The organism is Methanobacterium aggregans (genome assembly GCF_017874455.1).
Classification (GTDB): Archaea; Methanobacteriota; Methanobacteria; order Methanobacteriales; family Methanobacteriaceae; genus Methanobacterium_C; species Methanobacterium_C aggregans.
The window spans coordinates 1-18,696 of record NZ_JAGGLN010000003.1; the positions used below are offsets into that span (position 1 = coordinate 1).

General features: G+C 40.7%; 19 protein-coding genes and 1 other RNA gene. 8 read left to right on the forward strand and 12 right to left on the reverse strand.

Annotated features, from left to right (window positions below):
* Positions 1 to 77: 77 nt before the first annotated feature.
* The 5 genes from J2756_RS05075 to J2756_RS05095 form a co-directional block, all read right to left on the reverse strand.
* Positions 78 to 284 (reverse strand): hypothetical protein, encoded by a 207-nt coding sequence (locus J2756_RS05075; protein ID WP_209583240.1) that lies wholly within the window; start codon positions 282 to 284, stop codon positions 78 to 80.
* A 538-nt stretch (positions 285 to 822) separates the two neighbouring features.
* Complete coding sequence (locus J2756_RS05080; RefSeq protein ID WP_209583241.1) at positions 823 to 1,104, reverse strand: ArsR/SmtB family transcription factor; 282 nt, start codon at positions 1,102 to 1,104, stop codon at positions 823 to 825.
* 23 nt (positions 1,105 to 1,127) lie between these two features.
* Positions 1,128 to 1,730 (reverse strand): HAAS signaling domain-containing protein, encoded by a 603-nt coding sequence (locus J2756_RS05085; RefSeq protein WP_209583242.1) that lies wholly within the window; start codon positions 1,728 to 1,730, stop codon positions 1,128 to 1,130.
* Positions 1,723 to 2,067 carry a PadR family transcriptional regulator gene (locus tag J2756_RS05090; protein ID WP_209583243.1) on the reverse strand — a complete coding sequence of 115 codons (345 nt, stop codon included), beginning with the start codon at positions 2,065 to 2,067 and terminating at the stop codon, positions 1,723 to 1,725. Before J2756_RS05090 ends, J2756_RS05085 begins: the two co-directional genes overlap by 8 nt.
* A gap of 223 nt (positions 2,068 to 2,290) precedes the next feature.
* The gene (locus J2756_RS05095; protein WP_209583245.1) at positions 2,291 to 2,899 is read right to left on the reverse strand and encodes a GNAT family N-acetyltransferase; all 609 of its coding nucleotides are present in this window, start codon (positions 2,897 to 2,899) and stop codon (positions 2,291 to 2,293) included.
* 179 nt (positions 2,900 to 3,078) lie between these two features.
* On the opposite strand from J2756_RS05095, the gene J2756_RS05100 reads away from it, so the two are divergent.
* Entirely contained in the window at positions 3,079 to 4,869 is a 1,791-nt protein-coding gene (locus J2756_RS05100; protein ID WP_209583247.1) for a DNA-directed DNA polymerase, read from the forward strand.
* Here the strand turns inward: J2756_RS05100 and J2756_RS11640 are convergent.
* From J2756_RS11640 to J2756_RS05110, 3 genes are all read right to left on the reverse strand, one after another.
* On the reverse strand, positions 4,866 to 5,000 hold the full coding sequence (locus J2756_RS11640; protein ID WP_281063381.1) for a hypothetical protein: 135 nt from the start codon (positions 4,998 to 5,000) through the stop codon (positions 4,866 to 4,868). The two genes, J2756_RS05100 and J2756_RS11640, sit on opposite strands and share 4 nt — an antisense overlap.
* Before the next feature lie 60 nt (positions 5,001 to 5,060).
* Positions 5,061 to 5,672: a DUF4386 family protein gene (locus J2756_RS05105; protein WP_209583249.1), complete on the reverse strand. Its 612-nt coding sequence runs from the start codon at positions 5,670 to 5,672 to the stop codon at positions 5,061 to 5,063.
* Positions 5,673 to 6,208: 536 nt separating this feature from the next.
* The gene (locus J2756_RS05110) at positions 6,209 to 6,721 is read right to left on the reverse strand and encodes a nitroreductase family protein (protein WP_209583251.1); all 513 of its coding nucleotides are present in this window, start codon (positions 6,719 to 6,721) and stop codon (positions 6,209 to 6,211) included.
* A gap of 169 nt (positions 6,722 to 6,890) precedes the next feature.
* Here J2756_RS05110 and J2756_RS05115 point away from each other — a divergent pair, with 169 nt between their 5' ends.
* Positions 6,891 to 7,577 carry a class I SAM-dependent methyltransferase gene (locus J2756_RS05115; protein ID WP_209583261.1) on the forward strand — a complete coding sequence of 229 codons (687 nt, stop codon included), beginning with the start codon at positions 6,891 to 6,893 and terminating at the stop codon, positions 7,575 to 7,577.
* 94 nt (positions 7,578 to 7,671) lie between these two features.
* Positions 7,672 to 8,376 carry a 4Fe-4S double cluster binding domain-containing protein gene (locus tag J2756_RS05120; protein ID WP_209583263.1) on the forward strand — a complete coding sequence of 235 codons (705 nt, stop codon included), beginning with the start codon at positions 7,672 to 7,674 and terminating at the stop codon, positions 8,374 to 8,376.
* A 128-nt stretch (positions 8,377 to 8,504) separates the two neighbouring features.
* On the opposite strand, the gene larB is transcribed toward J2756_RS05120, so the two are convergent.
* On the reverse strand, positions 8,505 to 9,272 hold the full coding sequence (gene larB, locus J2756_RS05125; RefSeq protein ID WP_209583272.1) for a nickel pincer cofactor biosynthesis protein LarB: 768 nt from the start codon (positions 9,270 to 9,272) through the stop codon (positions 8,505 to 8,507).
* 158 nt (positions 9,273 to 9,430) lie between these two features.
* Between larB and hypF the strand changes: the two genes are divergently transcribed.
* On the forward strand, positions 9,431 to 11,752 hold the full coding sequence (gene hypF / locus J2756_RS05130) for a carbamoyltransferase HypF (protein ID WP_209583274.1): 2,322 nt from the start codon (positions 9,431 to 9,433) through the stop codon (positions 11,750 to 11,752).
* Positions 11,753 to 11,978: 226 nt separating this feature from the next.
* On the opposite strand, the gene J2756_RS05135 is transcribed toward hypF, so the two are convergent.
* Positions 11,979 to 12,440, reverse strand: coding sequence for an ArsR/SmtB family transcription factor (locus tag J2756_RS05135; protein ID WP_209583276.1), 462 nt, complete (start codon positions 12,438 to 12,440; stop codon positions 11,979 to 11,981).
* Between the two features lie 157 nt (positions 12,441 to 12,597).
* Between J2756_RS05135 and grpE the strand changes: the two genes are divergently transcribed.
* From grpE to J2756_RS05155, 4 genes are all read left to right on the forward strand, one after another.
* A complete protein-coding gene (gene grpE, locus J2756_RS05140) occupies positions 12,598 to 13,155 on the forward strand; it encodes a nucleotide exchange factor GrpE (RefSeq protein ID WP_209583278.1) in 558 nt (185 codons plus the stop codon).
* A 208-nt stretch (positions 13,156 to 13,363) separates the two neighbouring features.
* A complete protein-coding gene (dnaK, locus tag J2756_RS05145) occupies positions 13,364 to 15,235 on the forward strand; it encodes a molecular chaperone DnaK (RefSeq protein WP_209583280.1) in 1,872 nt (623 codons plus the stop codon).
* Between the two features lie 340 nt (positions 15,236 to 15,575).
* On the forward strand, positions 15,576 to 16,745 hold the full coding sequence (dnaJ, locus tag J2756_RS05150) for a molecular chaperone DnaJ (RefSeq protein WP_209583282.1): 1,170 nt from the start codon (positions 15,576 to 15,578) through the stop codon (positions 16,743 to 16,745).
* Between the two features lie 237 nt (positions 16,746 to 16,982).
* Positions 16,983 to 17,372 carry a carboxymuconolactone decarboxylase family protein gene (locus tag J2756_RS05155; protein WP_209583283.1) on the forward strand — a complete coding sequence of 130 codons (390 nt, stop codon included), beginning with the start codon at positions 16,983 to 16,985 and terminating at the stop codon, positions 17,370 to 17,372.
* A 102-nt stretch (positions 17,373 to 17,474) separates the two neighbouring features.
* Here the strand turns inward: J2756_RS05155 and J2756_RS05160 are convergent, their stop codons facing one another.
* Together J2756_RS05160 and rnpB are read right to left on the reverse strand one after the other, a co-directional pair.
* Positions 17,475 to 18,131, reverse strand: a complete 657-nt coding sequence (locus J2756_RS05160; protein WP_209583293.1) for an ABC transporter permease — start codon at positions 18,129 to 18,131, stop codon at positions 17,475 to 17,477.
* A gap of 172 nt (positions 18,132 to 18,303) precedes the next feature.
* An RNA gene (gene rnpB, locus J2756_RS05165) (RNase P RNA component) lies at positions 18,304 to 18,612 on the reverse strand.
* Positions 18,613 to 18,696: the final 84 nt, after the last annotated feature.

Below are 18,696 nucleotides of genomic sequence, written 5' to 3' on the forward strand. Positions count from 1 at the left end.
CAACATAACCAAACTCATCAACCAAACTCTTCTTCAAACTATCAATAGACCTTAAAGGATCAAAAATTCCCATCTTATTACCACCATTTTAAGATATTACCCACAGTACTCACAACACCTGTAACAGTAACGTTACCAGCCTGAGACGTTACAGTAGCACTTTTACCACCGTTATTAACAGTTCCACTCCAGGAACCAGTTAAATTACCAGCATAAACAACCGGAGTCAAAACCACAACAACCAGAACCAACACTAAAATTACATTAAACTTCCCATCCATCATTAAAAACCTTCCACAAACAATTATTACAAATCAACAAAAACAATACTACAATAATACGATAATAAAATGAATTAAAGAAAGTAGTATATAAATATTCCGGAAAAAACAAGTAAAAAGGAGAGTTACATGATACAGCAAGCAAATAGAAAGTAAAATATAAAAAAAGCCTAAAAAACCTCCAATAATCCATTAAAACATTGAATACACTCATTTTTAATAATTATATGGATAAATTAAAAGATATTAGAATTTTCTCAATCAAGGATCCCCATTTATAGTACCCAACACCTTCAAACCCTCAAAAATCGTGAAAAAATAACTAAAAATTCAAGAATTGGCCCTTAACAAAAATTTTAATGATTTCATGCCAATTTGCACAATTTTTGATTCTAAAGGAGTATTAAAAATAAGTAGTATGCTAAATTAATTATGAACAAAAATTATAATTATTCAGGATCCTGGATGGTACATCCCTATCAATACTAACCTCATCCCGGAGTTGAATCCATCTCCAGATCAACATCATCCATGACCTCAATCAATCCCCATTAAACTCATCCCATATCTCAAGGAATGAATCGTAGCTATCCTCCATTCTCTCCGAGAGGAAGTAAAGAGCCCCATAGTTTTTTCCAGGTGATGTGACAAGTTCATTCTCCTCCAGGACATTTATATGGTACTTAACGGTTTTGTAGTCCAGGGAAAGTTTTTCAGAAAGTTTGTTAATATTGTATGGTCGATTTTCCAGTTCTTTTATTATCCTGGCACGGTTGTTTCCTCCCTTCGTGCTGGCGATTATTTTCCAAAGAAATTTGTCCATAACATCCACTACCCTTATTTTTATTAGCTGTTTGAAGCCTCTCGTCCTTTTATAATCCTCAAGTTCAATTTCAAGTATCTAATTGCAAGATCGTAGAACCACTTAGACACGTAGGCCATGATAACCACCCAGACTGTGCCCAGAACAGTTAAACCCATGCCTCCACCTATCATTATGAGTGTGCCGAATATCCCCTTACTCACAGGTAGGTGGATGTAGTTTGGGAAGATCACATTCAGGAGTGGTGAGAATATTGCCAAAATCCCTGTGAAAACCACTGCCAGTCCTACAACGAACAGCGCAACCATAATGGCTGCAAATCCCATAGCAGGCACTGCCACAAATATCATGTTGAAAAGTCCCAATCCTGCCGCAGCTAACACTGCTTCCAGCATACTGCCTGCTGAAGGTTTATCTTCAGCTTTAGTGATCATGTACTCTGCTTTAATCTGTTTTGCAACTGTTTTCGGATCTCCAAGGGCCCTTGAAAGTTCTTCCTCAGTCCTACCGTTTTCCAGACCTATCTGGAAGTGTTCTTCGTAGTCTGAAAGTATATCTTCCCTGTCTTCCTCTGGCAGTTCATTCAGCAGTTCATCGAGTTTTTCAAGATATTCCCATTTATTCATCCTTAAGTTCCTCCAAAATATCAGCAGTTTTAGAGTACAGTAATCTATTAACACCTGCGGAGAAATTATCCCATTCTGCAACTAATTCCTCTTTTTTTTGTTTTCCTAAATCTGTGAGCTTATAATACTTCCTTGAAGGACCACCTTGGGACTCTTCCAGGTAAGAAGTCACTAGCTCTTCCTTTTTTAGCCTTTTAAGAAGGGGGTAAATGGTTCCCTCTGAGATTGCGATGTTCTCGGATATCTCAGAGACCATTTCATAACCGTAACAGTCTTTTTTGTCGAGTATTGCCAGAACGCAGATTTCCAGCACTCCTTTCTTAAATTGGGTGTTCATGGTATCACTGTACTTTTACAAGGTACTGTATATTGCAAGGTACTATTTATAATTTGGGTTTGTTTGGAGGGGAGTTGAGGGTTTCAGATTTGTATCATGATCACTGAAGATGGAAATGAATTAAAATTAGAAATTAAAAATTAAATAAGGAGTAATGATTGAATTCAAAAAAAATCAGCCCATAAATAACTTAATTCATGATTAAATGTTATTTTTAAATTTTTCAGAGCAAACATTCCATTCCCCAGGTTCCATCCTCCAGACCAAACCATTTGAAGTTTTTTTCACCGTAAACAGTGAACCCGTGTTTCTCGTACCATGCACGAGCCTTCCTGTTGTAGAAAAGCACATCCAACACCATTCTTTTGCAGTTCTTTTTCCTTGCAATCTGGAATGACTGCTTCAAAAGGAAGGTTCCAGTTCCTTTACCCCTTACGTCAGGATTAACTGCTATGTTGCCTATATAATAGTCATCCCCTTTTATGGATGAGGCTGAAATCCTGTCAAAGATGGGTTTCACAAGTGTTAGCTTTAAAAACTGTAAAAAATTCATAGTGTCCATGTATACCTTTGCTTCATCCCTGAATTTTATTTCATCCCCTCTGTAGGCAACTAAAATACCCACGGCCTGCCCATTTTCATCCTCTGCAACGTGGATGTTCTCATGACCATAGGGATTCCTTCCAGCCACTATGAGTTTTTGAAGCTTTTCAATGGCTTTTTGCCTGTCTTCATCCAGGAATATTCTGAAGAGGTCCGTATCTGTTTCATAGATCAGTTCTGAAACCAGCTGAAGGTCATGCCTTCCTGTGTCAAGTTTTTCAATGTTCATCTCTAAAACGTTCCTTGAAATATTAAAATGATTAAACAAGTTTTACTAATAAAATTTTTACTAATAACACAATCCAAATATGATTTTTTTCAATGCATTTTTACATTTGAAATTCATGGTAAGATCTGCGATCTTATTATTCAACAAATATATACAGACGTCAATATAAATAAAAGCCTATGGAAACCAGAAAATTCGTGCTTCTGGACATTGATTACATTACAGAAGACGACAGAGCAGTTGTCCGGTTATTCGGCAAACTACAAGGCAATGAAAATGGAAGATCTGTTATAGCAGTTGATAAGGGTTTCAAACCCTACATTTACGTTCTCCCCCATGAACCAGAGGAGTGTGTGAATGATATCAATGAACTGGATGTTGAGGGTGTTGAATGGACCCGTAAAAATGACATAGGGCATGTTAAAGACTTTTTGAAGGTTACGCTGAAACATCCCCAGGACGTTCCAAAGTTAAGGGATAAAATAAGGAATTTGGACTCTGTGGATGACATCAGGGAGCATGACATACCTTTCTACCGCCGTTACCTTATAGATAAGGGACTGTTTCCAATGGCAGAAGTTGAGGTGGATGGTGAATTTGTGGGTGAGGAAGATTGCAGTTTCAGATGTGCAGATGACACCTGCGTATTCGAAATTGAGGGTGAAGCCCGTCCAGTTGAATCGGAATTTCCGGATCTGAAGATTTTGAGCTTTGACATAGAGGTTTACAACCCTGAGGGCATGCCACAGGCTGAAGTTGATAAGATCATAATGATAAGCCTCTCTAGCAATCAGGGACTGGAGAAAGTGGTTTCAACCAAGGAATCAGAACTTGATTTTGTTGAAACCGTAGAGAACGAGGAGAAAATGCTTGAAAGGTTCGTTGAGATCGTGAAGTCTGAAAACCCTGATCTTCTCATTGGTTACAACTCAGACAACTTCGACATGCCCTACATAAATGACAGGGCTGATAAAATCGGGGTTAAAATGGATATGGGAACTGACGGCTCCAAGTTGAAGTTCATGAGGAGGGGTTTTGCAAACGCCGGGCTTATCAAGGGAAGGATACACGTTGATCTTTACCTTTTAATGCGCCGTTACTTAACACTGGACCGTTACACCCTTGAAAGGGTTTACAGGGAACTTTTCGATGAGGAGAAGGAGGATGTTCCAGGTGATGAGATCTACCAGTACTGGGATGATGGTGGAGAAAAGCTGGACACCCTGTTCAGATACTCCCTGGACGATGCTGTGGCAGTTACCAAGATCGGAGAGAAGATGCTGCCTCTGAGCCTGGAGCTTACACGTATAGTTGGCCAGCCATTCTTTGATATAGCACGTATGACCACGGGACAAATGGTTGAATGGTACCTCATAAGGAAGGCATATGAATACGGAGATATAGTGCCTAACAAACCCTCTTCAACACAGTACTCAGAGCGAAGGGGTAAAAGAGCTGCTGGAGGCTACGTTAAAGACCCTGTTAAGGGACTCCATGAGAACATAGTTTCCTTCGACTTCAGGAGCCTGTACCCCAGCATAATAATCTCAAAGAACGTTTCTCCAGACACCCTGGTTTCAGAGTGCAGTGAGGATGAATGCTACATCGCACCTGAGGTGGGCCATAAATTCCTGAAAGAACCTGTAGGCTTTGTTCCCTCCATAATCGGCAACATACTCAGGGAACGTGTTAGAATCAAGACCATGATGAAGGCTTCAGAGAATCCCAGGGAGAAGCAGATACTGGACGTGCAGCAGCAGGCCCTTAAAAGACTTGCAAATTCCATGTACGGTGTTTACGGATACTCCAGATTCAGGTGGTACAGAATAGAATGTGCTGAAGCTGTAACTGCATGGGGAAGGGATTTCATTAAAAAGACCATGAAACATGCTGAGGAATACGGTTTCAGGGCAATTTATGCGGATACTGATGGTTTTTATGCTACATTCGAGCCTTCAGATGAAAATTAAACACCCCATATAATTTTTTTAAAATCCTTTTCTAAAATTTTAAAGAAAAATGTATCAAAGAAGAGCATTATTAAGTCAAGCATCATCCCTAATCTTATATCCATGTCCAGAGTGACCTTAAAGGCATTCATGTTTGATCTCTTTATCCAAGAATGATAAAATTAGTCTATTTAAAGAACGCCCACCTTATTTCAACTTTTACCTAGCTGGAACAACCGTCTTGCCACCAGGACTGAAAATATCGCCCATGGAACGAGAGATGCGAATGCAAAGTAAACACCTATGGTCCCTGCCGTGGACGGCACCAACATCAATAAACCAGCCAGTAGCCCCAAATAAGCAGTTTTTTTACTGAAAATATTGCTTTTTAGCATGACAAATGAGATTATAATAAGTGTGATTGCGTTGAGGATGTAATACACGTCAAAGGCAGTACCCTGAAATGTGGTAAGCATTCCCTGTCCTGCCGCCAATAAAATAGACTGCTGCACATCTGTTGTTGCAGCCGCGTATTGGTTGCTGAGAGAAAGCATTTCAAAGGCAGTGTTGGATGAAAAATGGGCTGCTATCCCTACAAGTCCCAAAACCAAAGCAATTACCATGAAAGACTCATTGATTCGTTTTAGAGAAAGGTAGAGTGCAAGATATACAGGTAGCATAAGAGCACTGACAAGGAGGTACAGAAGATCCATGTCTAAGAGTCCAATGAACCATTTGTTCTGAAATAAGGTGAAGTAACCCAATACTGTGGTTGGTGGAGGCCAGGTGACAAATATAAAAGATTGTATGGGAATAATTACCACTATGACCAGTGCAGCAATTCCCCCAATTTTATAGAGCCAAGCCCACTTAGAATCACTAGTTTCCACGTCATTACCTGGACTTAATTTAAGATCTGACATTGAATTCCCTCCTTATAACCATTCATTTAATTTAGGTTTTTGAATAGGCTTTTAGAAGTTTTTGGCCCCCTCAATGATTTACGTGCCAAAAAATAAATTTCAATAGTCAATAATTCTCCTGAATTAAAGGTTACATCACGTTTCAGAATCTTATTAAAGATATTAAATCCATTGAAACCTTTTAAACAAGATACTGTGAACTTCAATTGAATTTTCAGATAAAATTAATCATGTTTCATCCTATATTTATGAAGTTGATCCTTTAAAATATTAACGATCGTGGTACCAAGTAATAGATTGATATACGTGAGAGATTTGGCATTTCAGCCGAAAAATACGTTTATACTCATGAAAAAGTGTTATGAATGATTAAAAAGTTTTTAAAAAAAAATTAAAACATCCAGTTTAAAATATCCTGGAGTTATGGCCTTCATTATTTATTCGTACTTCTCGTAAGACGTTATCTCATCAATTGCCTTCCTCGGCCTTGGATCGGGATCTTCATCTGCATAACCAAGTGTGAACGCAGCAACGATCCTTATATCATCAGGTATTTCCAGTATCTCCTTGAATGCATCTTCACTGAAGGCTCCAAGCCAGCAGGTTCCAAGTCCAAGTTCCTGAGCTTCCAGAATCATGAATGAAACTGCAATTGACAGGTCAACTGTGTAAGCTGGCTGTCCGCATGGCATCACATGTTCAGATTCTGTTGAACATGCCACAACAAGCACTGGTGCCTGGGCAACCATCTGCTGACCATGGGCGGGTTCAACAAGTTTTTCACGTGTTTTCTGACTCTTAACAACCAGGAATTTCCACTGCTGTCTGTTGGCAGCTGAAGGTGCCAGCCTTGCAGATTCCAGTATTTTCTGAAGCTTTTCTTCCTCAACCTCAGCGTCCCTGTATTTCCTGATGCTCCTCCTTTCCTTCACCGCTTCAAATACATCCATATAATCTACCCCCATTAAGGAACAAAATATCGTATATCCAATATATTTTATTATATAAATCACAGATTATAAAACATTCTAATTAGTAGGTTTATCAGTACTTTCAGTGAAATTGCCGGCAGCTGCTGACAATCCATGTACTGATTTAAAAGTGTAGGGAGGGTGATTATTGCCACATGAAAAGATAAGAAAAAGCTTTGATGCTGCTGCACGTGACTATGACCAGCACCGAAGAGCCGTTATCCCCCATTTAGACGAACTTTACGAGGTAACAGCGGACCTTGCACACAGCTCCAATGAGAAGCCCCGTGTGCTGGACCTCGGGGCAGGAACAGGCCTTCTCACAGAGTACCTGTTCAAAAGGTACCCTGAGGCAGAGTTCACCCTAATGGATCTGTCTGGTGAGATGCTTGCAGTTGCAAGGGAGCGATTTGAAGGACATTCAAACTTCAGGTACATCCAGGAGGATTACGTTGAAGAGGATTTTGAGGGTACCTACGATATCGTGATCTCATCCCTTTCCATCCACCACCTGAGCCATGAAAACAAGGAATTTCTCTACAAAAAGGTTTACGATAACCTGAACATGGGAGGTATTTTCATAAATGCAGATGAAGTACGGGGTTCAACCGGCAGGGCAGAACGTGAGTATCAACGAAAACATGACGAAAACCTTGAAAGCCAACCATTAACAGAAGAACAGAAAGCAACCATCTATAAACGCAGACAGCTTGATAATCCTGCAACACTGGCCACCACACTTAAATGGTTTGATGAAATTGGTTTTGGGGATGTGGATGTTTTTTACAAGTACTACGAGTACTGTGTTATTGCGGGGCGTAAAGTGCACATCTAAAAGTAAATAATCCTCAATAGGGAATTTGTTAGATATAAAGGTTGTATTAAAGACTAAAAGCTAAAATTGATTTTATCCAATTGGAGGTTAAAAATTGCTTCTGGACGAACGAATGGATGAATTTTCAAGGGCACTGGGTGCAGATTTCTTTGGAGTGGCAGATCTGAGCAGTGCACGTAGTTTCATGCTCGAATACGGCGGTAAAAATATTGCAAGGTATCCGCGGGCTGTTTCAGTTGGTATAAGACTTCTTGACACCATCGTGGATGAGTTGCCCCACAGTCACGATCCTTCAGTTTCAGTGAACTACCGCCACCATGCCCACGATATTATAAATCTCAGGTTGGACCTTGTAACCTCACGCATTGCAAGTTTGATCCAGAATGAGGGTTATAGGGCACTTCCAATACCCTCATCTAAGCGTGTGGATGATAAAAAGATTGCAGCAGCTTTTTCCCATAAGCTTGCAGCAAACCTTGCAGGCCTTGGATGGATAGGTAAAAGCTGTCTTCTAATAACCCCTGAAGCAGGACCCAGGGTTCGGTGGGGAACTGTTCTGACAGATGCACCATTTAAAGCTGGAGAAGCCCCTATGGAGGATCGTTGCGGTAAATGCACAGACTGTGTGGATGCCTGTCCAGTCAACGCATTCACAGGGACACAGTTCAATCCAGAAGAGGCCCGTGAATCACGATACGATGCACGCAGATGTGAAAGGTACCTCCAGGACCTTGAGAAGATGGATAAACCTGGAGTCTGTGGAATGTGCATCTACGCATGCCCCCATGGAATGAAATAAAAGTTATTGGGATAAAAATAAGTGCTGAATTAGATTTTTATTAAAATTAAATTAACTTTTTTTGTAAGGAATATTATAAAAAATTACAAAAAAAATCTTTTAGAATTTTCAAGGTCTGATGCAGATTTTCATGACTTACAGACCTGTTTAACAATTGTAACTGCAAATACGCCTGCACCAAATCCATTGTCAATGTTCAGAACCGCTATTCCAGGTGCACATGACTGAAGCATTGCATAAAGGGCTGTAAATCCCCCTTCACCTACCCCGTACCCTACAGAGGTTGGTACTCCCACAACTGGAACATCCACAAGGCCTGCAACCACTGATGGCAGTGCCCCTTCCATTCCTGCCACCACTATGATGACCTTAACATCTTCTTCAAGCATTCTGCGAACGTGGCCAAAAAGACGGTGTATTCCTGCAACTCCAACATCGTAGGAGGTTATGACTTCACATCCTGCTTCTTCAGCTATTATCCTGGCTTCCTCTGCAACTGGAATGTCTGATGTACCTGCGGTTATTACGCCGATTTTACCATTCTTCTCTATTTCATGGTCCCGAACAACCAGTATCCTTGCCCTTTCATTGTAATCCAATTCCAGGCCTTGATCCTCCAGAACTTTCAGATCAGCCCTTATGATATCGTATCTCTCCTTTTCAAGGCGGGTTAGAATTACATGACCCTTGTCTGCAAATCCCAGTACTATCTTAATGAGTTCCTCGTTGCTCTTACCCTCTGAGAAGATGGCCTCTGGAACACCGGTACGGATGTCCCTGCCTGTGTCGATCTTTGCAAAATCTTCCAACTCGCGGATCTGCATGGTTTTAAGCATTTTCTCCGCTTCTTCTGTGGAGATTTCTCCTTTCATAAGTTTTTGAAGTATTTCCTTCATGGTATCACTAATCTTATCTATTCAGAATATATAAATCTGGAGTGTTAAAAAGAATTCTATAGTATATAAAATGATATAATAAAAGCTTTTGGCTGCATGAACCAGAAAGCCGTTTAAAGCATTGAAATCATGAGAACAGAAATATGTGGGGTGTGAAGTTGGAAAGAGCCAGGATCTTAGTTCAGGGAATAGTTCAGGGAGTTGGATTCAGACCCACAGTTTACAGAATAGCAAAGAGCATGGAATTGGCGGGCTACGTTCGGAACCTTGGAAACATCGTGGAAATCGTTCTTGAGGGAGATAAAAATAGTATAAAAGATTTTGCTGAAAATCTGAAGCTGAATAAACCCCCAATTTCCGTGATAAATTCCCTTGAATTGGAATGGGTGGATTCAAATGTTTCAGGAGAATTTGCTGATTTCAACATACTCTCAAGTTCTGAAAACTTCTCAGGATCATCTGTGATACCTGCAGACCTTGCAACATGTGATACTTGCCTTGAAGAAGTTTTAAATGACAATAACAGGCGCTACAAGTACCCATTCACGGCATGTACAGACTGCGGCCCCAGGTTCACGGTGATCGAGTCTGTGCCCTACGACCGTGAGAGAACTTCTATGGATGATTTCCCACTCTGTCCAGACTGCACAGCCGAGTATGAAGATCCTGAAGACAGACGTTATCATGCAGAGGCAACCTGCTGCCCAGAATGCGGACCTGAAGTCTTCATCTACAAAGATCAACGGCTTGATGTGGAAAATCCAATAAAAGAGGCTGTAAAACTCATAGATGATGGTAAAATTCTTGCAGTTAAGGGTATTGGAGGTACACACCTCGTTGTGAAAACAACAGATGATGATGCTGTTTCAGAGCTTCGGAAAAGGCTTGGAAGGTTTAACCAGCCCTTTGCATGCATGTCCCCTGACCTTGAAACCATAAGAACATTTGCAGAAGTTGCAGATTTTGAGGAAAAAGCCTTAATATCCAGAAGGCGCCCCATAGTTGTTCTGAATAAAAATGATAATTATTATCTGGCCCCCTCAGTTGCACCGGAACTCCACAACCTTGGAGTTATGCTTCCCTACTCTGGACTGCACCATCTCCTCTTCAAATACACTCAGGAACCTGGGCTCATCATGACCTCTGCTAACATGCCTGGAGAGCCTATGTTAATTCACAACAGGGACATAATTGAGAAGCTTGAGGGTGTTGCAGACTGTTACCTACTCCATGACCGCAGGATCGTTAACAGGTGCGATGATTCTGTTGTCAGATTCCGGGGAGGTGAAATGGCATTCATAAGGCGTTCAAGGGGTTACGTGCCTGAGCCCTACGATTTTTCATGGTTAAGCAAGGATCTGAACGTTCTTGCACTGGGTCCTGAGATAGATGTGACCTTTTCAATACTCAAGGAGGGTAACTGCTACGTTTCCCAGTACATTGGGAACACAACCAAATATGAAACCTTCCTTTCAATGAAGGACGCTGTAGATCACCTCATGGAAATAACCAAGACCGATTCTGTTGATGTTGTTGCCTCAGACCTTCATCCCATGTTTTTCACAACCAAACTTGCAGAGGAGCTGGGTGAACGGTTTGGATGTCCTGTTTTCAATGTTCAGCACCACCATGCCCATGCAGCTGCCCTCTGTGTTGACAACCATGTTGAGGAGATGATCTGCATAGCAGCGGACGGTGTTGGTTACGGTTCTGATGGAACTGCATGGGGAGGGGAAATACTCCACATAAATAGGGATGAATATAAACGTTTTGGAAGCCTTATGCCCCAGAAGATGGCTGGTGGGGATTTAACAACCAAGTACCCAATTAGAATGGTCATGTCCATGCTTCACGATCACTACGATCCAGAGGAGCTTGTAGAACTCATGAAACGTGACTATCTTGATTACTTCAAGCACGGTGAGAGGGAGGTGGAACTTGTTTCCAAACAGCTTGAACGCAGCTTCAACCTATCTAAAACAACCAGTACCGGTCGTGTTCTTGATGCAATTTCCTCTGCACTTGGAATCTGTGGAGAACGTACCTATGAGGGGGAGTGTTCCATGAAACTTGAGTCAGTTGGGCATCAGGGCAGTGATTCCATTGAAATTCCATATGAAATAAAAAAAGAGGATGGCATGGAAGTTCTGGACACCCCAAAAATACTCGTGAACGTTCTTGAGTTGAAGCATAAAAATAAGCCAATTGCAGATATAGCGCAGGCTGCTCAGAGAGCTGTGTCCCTTGGACTTGCAGATCTTGCGGTACGCAGCGCAGAAAAAACTGGTGTGGAATTTATAGGTGGTTCCGGCGGTGTTTTCTACAACGAAGCTGTGAGTATGACCATAAAAAATTTTGTTGAATCTAAAGGCTACAAGTTCCTCCAGCACCGTGACAGCTGTGCAGGTGACGGTTCTGTATCCATGGGACAGGCCGCTGCAGCTGCATGGCACCATAATAAGTTTGGATCCTTTGAATGACCAACTTCTTCATTAAATATTAATTTTATTAGAATAATCTTAAATAATATTAAAAGGATTAAAATTTAAGTATAATTTTTAATTGAATTATAAAATTGTTATAGGGGATAATCATGAATAAAATCAAACTGAATTTATATTGAAGGTAATAATGAATTCTTTTTTATTGATTGTTAATCTTTAATCCATTAATTCAACTATTTGATAATGTATATCCCTGTATTTATTATTTATATTCCTGAAGGGCCTTGATCTGTTTACGCCTCACAACTTCAGCCAAGAGGTACTCTGCGTAGTTTTTAGCCTCTGCATACTTCTTGATGAGGTTTATGAGTTCGTCTGCAACCTCAACATCTCCCATCTGGATTTTGTTCTGTATCCTCTGGAGTTCTGAGAACTCATCCCCTATGATGTTCATCTTTATTGTGCCGGGACCTATGAATATCTGAATCTCTATATCCTTGGAGATATCGTAGTACTTACGGGGTCTTCCCCTCTCTATCTTCCTGAAGGATGAACTTAAAAGTCCAAGGTCCTCCATTGCACGGAGGTGCTCTATTATTGCCTTCTGTCCAACCTCCAGTTCACGTGATATCTCACTTACAAAACGAGGTTCATCCCTTAAAAGATCTAATATGTCCCTTCGGGTTTTACAACCCATTACATCAAGTATAGCTTCAAGATCCATGTTTTACTCCCTTTAAATTTATGATTATATATTAGTGATATTTGTTGAATGTTTGAATCCTTCCTACTTTAAAGTTGTGCGAAAGGTTTATATAACCTTTGGTAACTATAATAGTTAAAGGTTACTGTTCTTTTTATACCATGTGAAAGGTGAATAAATGACCGATAAAGATGAAGTAAAGAATTTAAAAGAGGATCTGGCCAGTTTAAAATCTGAGATCCAGGATAGAGATAAGGAGATTCAAGCAAAGGATGATGAACTCCAGAAGAAGGTTGAGGAGATCCAAACAAAGGACAACGATATCGAGGATTACAGAGACCAGACTCATCGCCTCCAGGCTGACTTTGAAAACTTTAAAAAAAGGTCTGAGAAAGATATTAAGGAGTACATCAAATACGCCAATGAGGGATTGATACTGAAGATTTTGGATGTTTATGAGGACTTTGAAAGGGCCCTTGAAACTGAAAAATCCGATGATCTCAAGGAGGGAGTTGAAATAATCTATAAAAAGCTCAAAAAGATCCTTGAGGGAGAAGGCCTCCGTAAAATCGAGTGCGAAGGAGAAAAATTCGATCCCTTCAAACACGAGGCCCTGATGGTTGAAGACAACGATGACTTTGAAGATGGAACCGTCCTTGAAGAACTTGCAAAGGGCTATACATTAGATTCCAAGGTTATAAAATACTCGAAAGTCAAAGTCTGCAAGAAGAAGTGAAAGAATTAAGTTAAGACATGAAAAAAAATCTTAATGGTTTTAAACCGCCCAAATCAAGTTAAAACTCATAAAAAATTAAAAAATGAATTAAAATCAATATTATGAATTAATCAAAAAATGCAGAATGAGTTGTACATGAAACTTATGTACAATGATTTCTTTATGATATGCATTTTGTAATTTAATTATATAAGAAGAGGTGAATTTTATGGCTAAAACAGAAAAAATAATTGGTATAGACCTGGGTACAAGTAACTCAGCAGCTGCTGTACTTGTTGGTGGTAAACCAACCATCATACCAAGTGCAGAAGGAGCAACACAGTACGGTAAAGCTTTCCCAAGCTACGTTGCATTCACAAAAGAGGGACAAAAACTTGTTGGAGAACCTGCAAGAAGACAGGCAGTAACCAACCCTGAAAATACTATAAGCGCTATAAAAAGGAGTATGGGTACAGACCACAAGGTAACTGTCCTTGGAAAACAGTACACACCCCAGGAAATATCTGCATTCATCCTCCAGAAGATCAAAAAAGATGCAGAGTCCTTCCTGGGCGAACCTGTTAACAAAGCAGTTATAACAGTTCCTGCGTACTTCAACGACAACCAGAGAACAGCAACCAAGGATGCAGGTACAATTGCAGGCCTTGAAGTAGTGCGTCTCGTTAACGAACCAACAGCAGCAAGTCTGGCCTACGGTATAGACAAAGCAGAAGATGAAGAACTTGAAATAATGGTATTCGATTTAGGTGGAGGAACACTTGACGTTACAGTGATGGAGTTCGGAGGAGGAGTTTTCGAGGTTAAGTCAACAAGCGGAGACACCAAACTCGGTGGAACAGACATGGATGTTTCCATAATGAAACACCTTGCAGAGGACTTCAAATCTCAGACCGGAATAAACCTTCTTGATGATGACCAGGCAGTTCAAAGGCTTCGAGAGGCAGCAGAAAAAGCTAAAATTGAACTTTCAACAACCCTCACAGCCGATATAAACCTCCCATTCATAACAGCAGGAGCAGACGGTCCAAAACATCTTACAGCAACCCTTACAAGGGCAAAACTTGAAGAACTCGTTGATCCCATCATCAAAAGATGTTCAGGACCTATGGAACAGGCAATATCCGATGCAAAAATGAGCAAATCTGACATAAGTAAGATCATACTCGTTGGAGGTCCAACAAGGATGCCAGTTGTCCAGAAGTTCGTTGAAAAGTACATTGGAAAACCTGTTGAAAGGGGAATTGACCCAATGGAATGTGTTGCAACAGGAGCGGCAATCCAGGGCGGAGTAATGGCTGGAGAAGTCAAAGACCTTGTTCTTCTCGATGTTACCCCATTATCCCTTGGTATTGAAACCCTTGGAGCAGTTTTCACCAAGTTGATTGAGAGGAACACCACCATACCAACCAAGAAAAGTCAGGTCTTTACAACAGCAGCAGACAGCCAGCCATCCGTTGATATACACGTGCTTCAGGGTGAAAGGCCAATGGCAGCAGACAACACCACACTTGGAAGGTTCCAGCTTGTTGGAATTCCACCAGCACCAAGGGGAATGCCTCAGATTGAGGTTACCTTTGATATCGATGCAAACGGTATTATGAATGTTTCTGCAAAGGACATGGGAACAGGTAAAGAGCAGAAAGTCACAATAACAGCTCCAAACAAGCTCTCAAAAGATGAAATAGACAAGAAGATCCATGAAGCTGAACAGCACGCAGAGGAAGACAAAAAACGTCAGGAAGAAATTGAGGTCCGCAACAACGCAGATTCAATGATCTACACCTCAGAGAAAACCCTGGACGAACTTGGAGACAAAGTTGAGGCAGACCAGAAAACCAAGATCGAAGGCCTCGTCAAGGAACTAAGGGAACTTGCAACAGGGGACGATCTTGCAGCCATCAAAGCTAAAACAGATGAGCTAACCAAGGCAGTGCAGGAAGTTGGTGCAAAGATATACCAGGAAGCACAACAGGCACAAGCTCAGCAGGAACAGGCACAGGGTCAGGAACAGCAGGATGCAGGTCAGAGTAAAGATGACGGCGATGACACAATAGATGCTGACTACGAAGTCAAAAAGTAAGTGTTTTAAACTTGGAGTTGGTTAATTCCATCTCCCTATTTTAATTTATTTTAAGAACCTTAACATAAGATCATATTTAGAAATAGAATTTTTACTTATAATATTCATTAAAATTTTTATAAAATATTCATTTCAAAAATGAGAGATTGATAAGATCATTTCAATCATGTTGATAATCGTACCATTAAATAGGGATGAAGTTTAATTTTCTAATATTCAAAATCATTTGTCAGTTAAGATTCATATTAAAAAGAATCCTTTTAGCTGTATCAATTTCATAAAATTCATTACGGCTTGACAGTTCGTCAGCCTTAAACTAAAAATTGAAGGTAAGATTATAATGGCAGAGAAGCGTGATTATTACGACGTCCTTGGAGTAGAAAAGGGTGCAGATAAAAAAGAAATTAAAAAAGCCTACCGTAAAATGGCCATGAAGTACCACCCAGATGTGAGTGACGACCCTGAGTCAACTGAAAAATTTAAGGAAATAAGCGAAGCCTACGCTGTACTCTCAGATGAAGAGAAAAGGCAGACCTACGACCAGTACGGCCATGCAGGTATGGGAGGATTCAGCCAGGAAGACATATTCAACAACGTGAACTTCGAAGACATATTCCGAGGTTTTGGATTCGGAGGAAGCAGAGGTGCAGGTGGAGGAGGCAGTGGCTTTGAAAGCATCTTCGACCTCTTCGGATTTGGAGGGGGAAGTAGAAACGGACCCCGCCAGGGCGATGATGTGGGCTACGAACTGAAGATCACCCTTGAAGATGCATCAACAGGTGTTGAAAGGGACATAGAAGTTCCCCACAAGAAGATCTGCCCCCACTGCCACGGAGAAAAAGCAGAACCTGGAACAGGCACCAGAACCTGTGAAACCTGCGGAGGAAGTGGTCAGGTCAGACACGTGAACAACACTCCGCTAGGCCAGTTCGCAACTGTTAGGCCATGTAACGTGTGTAAAGGTGAGGGAAAGATCATTGAAACACCATGCAGTGAATGTCACGGTAGGGGCATAATCAAAAAGACAAGTACCATACACATCAACATCCCTGCAGGAGTTGAGGACGGCAGTCGCCTACGTGTTCCAGGTGAGGGAGATGCAGGTGTCAGGGGCGGACCTCCAGGAGACCTTTACGTGATGATCAGGGTCAAAAAGCACAAGCTCTTCCAGAGGGATGGTTCAGATCTCACCTACGAAATGCCAATAAGCTTTGTTCAGGCATCCCTTGGTGACACAGTTGAAGCCCCAACACTTGACGGTGCTGTAGACCTTAAAATACCTGCAGGAACCCAAACAGGAACCTCTTTTCGTATGAAAGGTTATGGAATGCCACATCTGCGCTGGAATGGTAAGGGAAACCTTTACGTTAAGGTTAAAATTGTAACACCCAAGAAGCTCAGCCCAAAACAGAAGGAACTTCTGCAGGAGTTTGCTGAAGTCAGTGGGGACGAGATCTACGAGGAGCAGAAGGGATTGTTCGATAAGTTCAAGGATGTAATCAGTCACTGAACTTTCATTAAAATCCTTTGAATTTTTCTTTTAAATTTTTTTTTAAACTGAATTCTATTCTTATTGATTGTTCCCTCAACTTCCATTTGAATTGTAACAATTCATTCAAAAGTACTTTTCATTAAATTAAAGCTAAGATCAATATAACAATGTGATATAGGGAAACTATTTATTTTATCAAGGAATACTATCATTAGATTGAAGTTTGAATGATGATCCAAGAAATGAGATGATCTAATGTCCACCATGGAAAGCAAAGACGAAGAGAATTTAAACAATATAAATGTTGAGGAGATACTTGCAAAAATAACGACGTACTTCGGTTTTGTTCCGAAGATATTTCAGGTTTTGAGTGAAAATCCACGTGCTTTAAATGCTTATTTTAAAAAATTAGAGTGTTTCATGGAGGATGATTCTCTGCCTCCAGTCACCAAGGAATTTATCTCAATAGGCGCTGCATCTGCACTTGGAGCGGAACACTGCCTTAAAACACATGTGGAGGTTGCAAGGGGATTTGGAGCGACGGATGAACAGATCCTTCTGACAATAATGATGGGTGCCTTCATAACAGAGACTAAAGCTTTAGCAAGTTCTTTAAGGGTTTATGATGAGTTTAAGGGCGTGTAAAACATGTCTACTTTTTATAATAATAACCACCCTTTACACATTCTATGCAACCTAAACTACAAATTATAATCAGTTATTGAAACTATAATTGTAAAATGAAGGTTACTCATAACGCAGCGAATTCGAAATATCCTTTCTACAGCCGTACCATGCAGGATAAAACGCTATCAACATGCTCATGAGGGTTGTTATAAAGATAATTCCTGGGGGAAGGTACCATGGTACCAGGATGGAGAGCTGGTTGAAGTTGAGTACCTTGGAGACTAAGGTTATTCCACCAAAACCAATAATAATTCCTGCAACTGCTCCAATTAAGCCCAGTATCCCGGCTTCCAGGATTGTGGTGAGGATAACTTGATTCTCTGTAAATCCCATAACCTTTAAAAGCCCAAATTCACGTTTTCTCTCAAGCATGTTCAGGTTCATGGCGTTCAGGATACCCAGTAATCCCACAAGGAACACTAAGCTTGCAAGAAAATCCAGGAAGTAGATAAGGTTCATTAAAATGTCTGCCACTCCCTTTGAGAATTCAGAGCTTGTGAATTGGGTTCCAAAAACAGAGTTCACAGCATCCTTTGCGGAGTTCAGTATGATTTCAACTGTGTTGGTGTTTTGATTCTGATTTTCAGGAGCTATAACATCACTTGTTAAATTTTCAACCTGTTTAACCGTGCTGTTGAGTCCTATTCCCGAACTCAGAAGGAGGGTTAAAACCAGCACTCCAAAGGTTATTCTCAGAAGGGTTGAAAGGTTTCTCATCCTGTTTCTTCGAAGATTTTTGTATGATAAGCTGTAAATTCCCATCGTGACTTTATATTTCTTGTAGAATCTATAAAAAAATTTCTAATTGTATTAATTATTTTTGATGTATCCAATTCTTAGAAATATTTGGGTGGGAATGATAATGTTAAAAATAATTTGAAGGTTAAAGGCATGCCGAGAATAACCCACATTCTGTTCCAGCAGCATTCATCTTTGCGAGCTACCTCTGCCTCATACAGGATTCACTGACAGTATTTGCCCTTGCATCCCGCGGAATGGCCGTTTCACCGTTCCTTCTGGTGTCTTCAGCTTGCGCATCATGTTCATTCACCAGAAGACGTGTCGTTTCTGCTCCAGTGTCATGCCTCTCGGCTTGTGCTTTATAGCACCACGGTTCTGTAGGATGTGTGGAGTTTCCTCAGTTTGATTACAACCACAAGAAGTGAATGTAAAAACCGTTGGCTGCCCTTCGGCTTGCCATTTAACGTTCAATATAATATTATGGAGATGGTTCAATTTAAAGTTTGTCACACCATATCCCGAATTAAATACTTGATTTAAC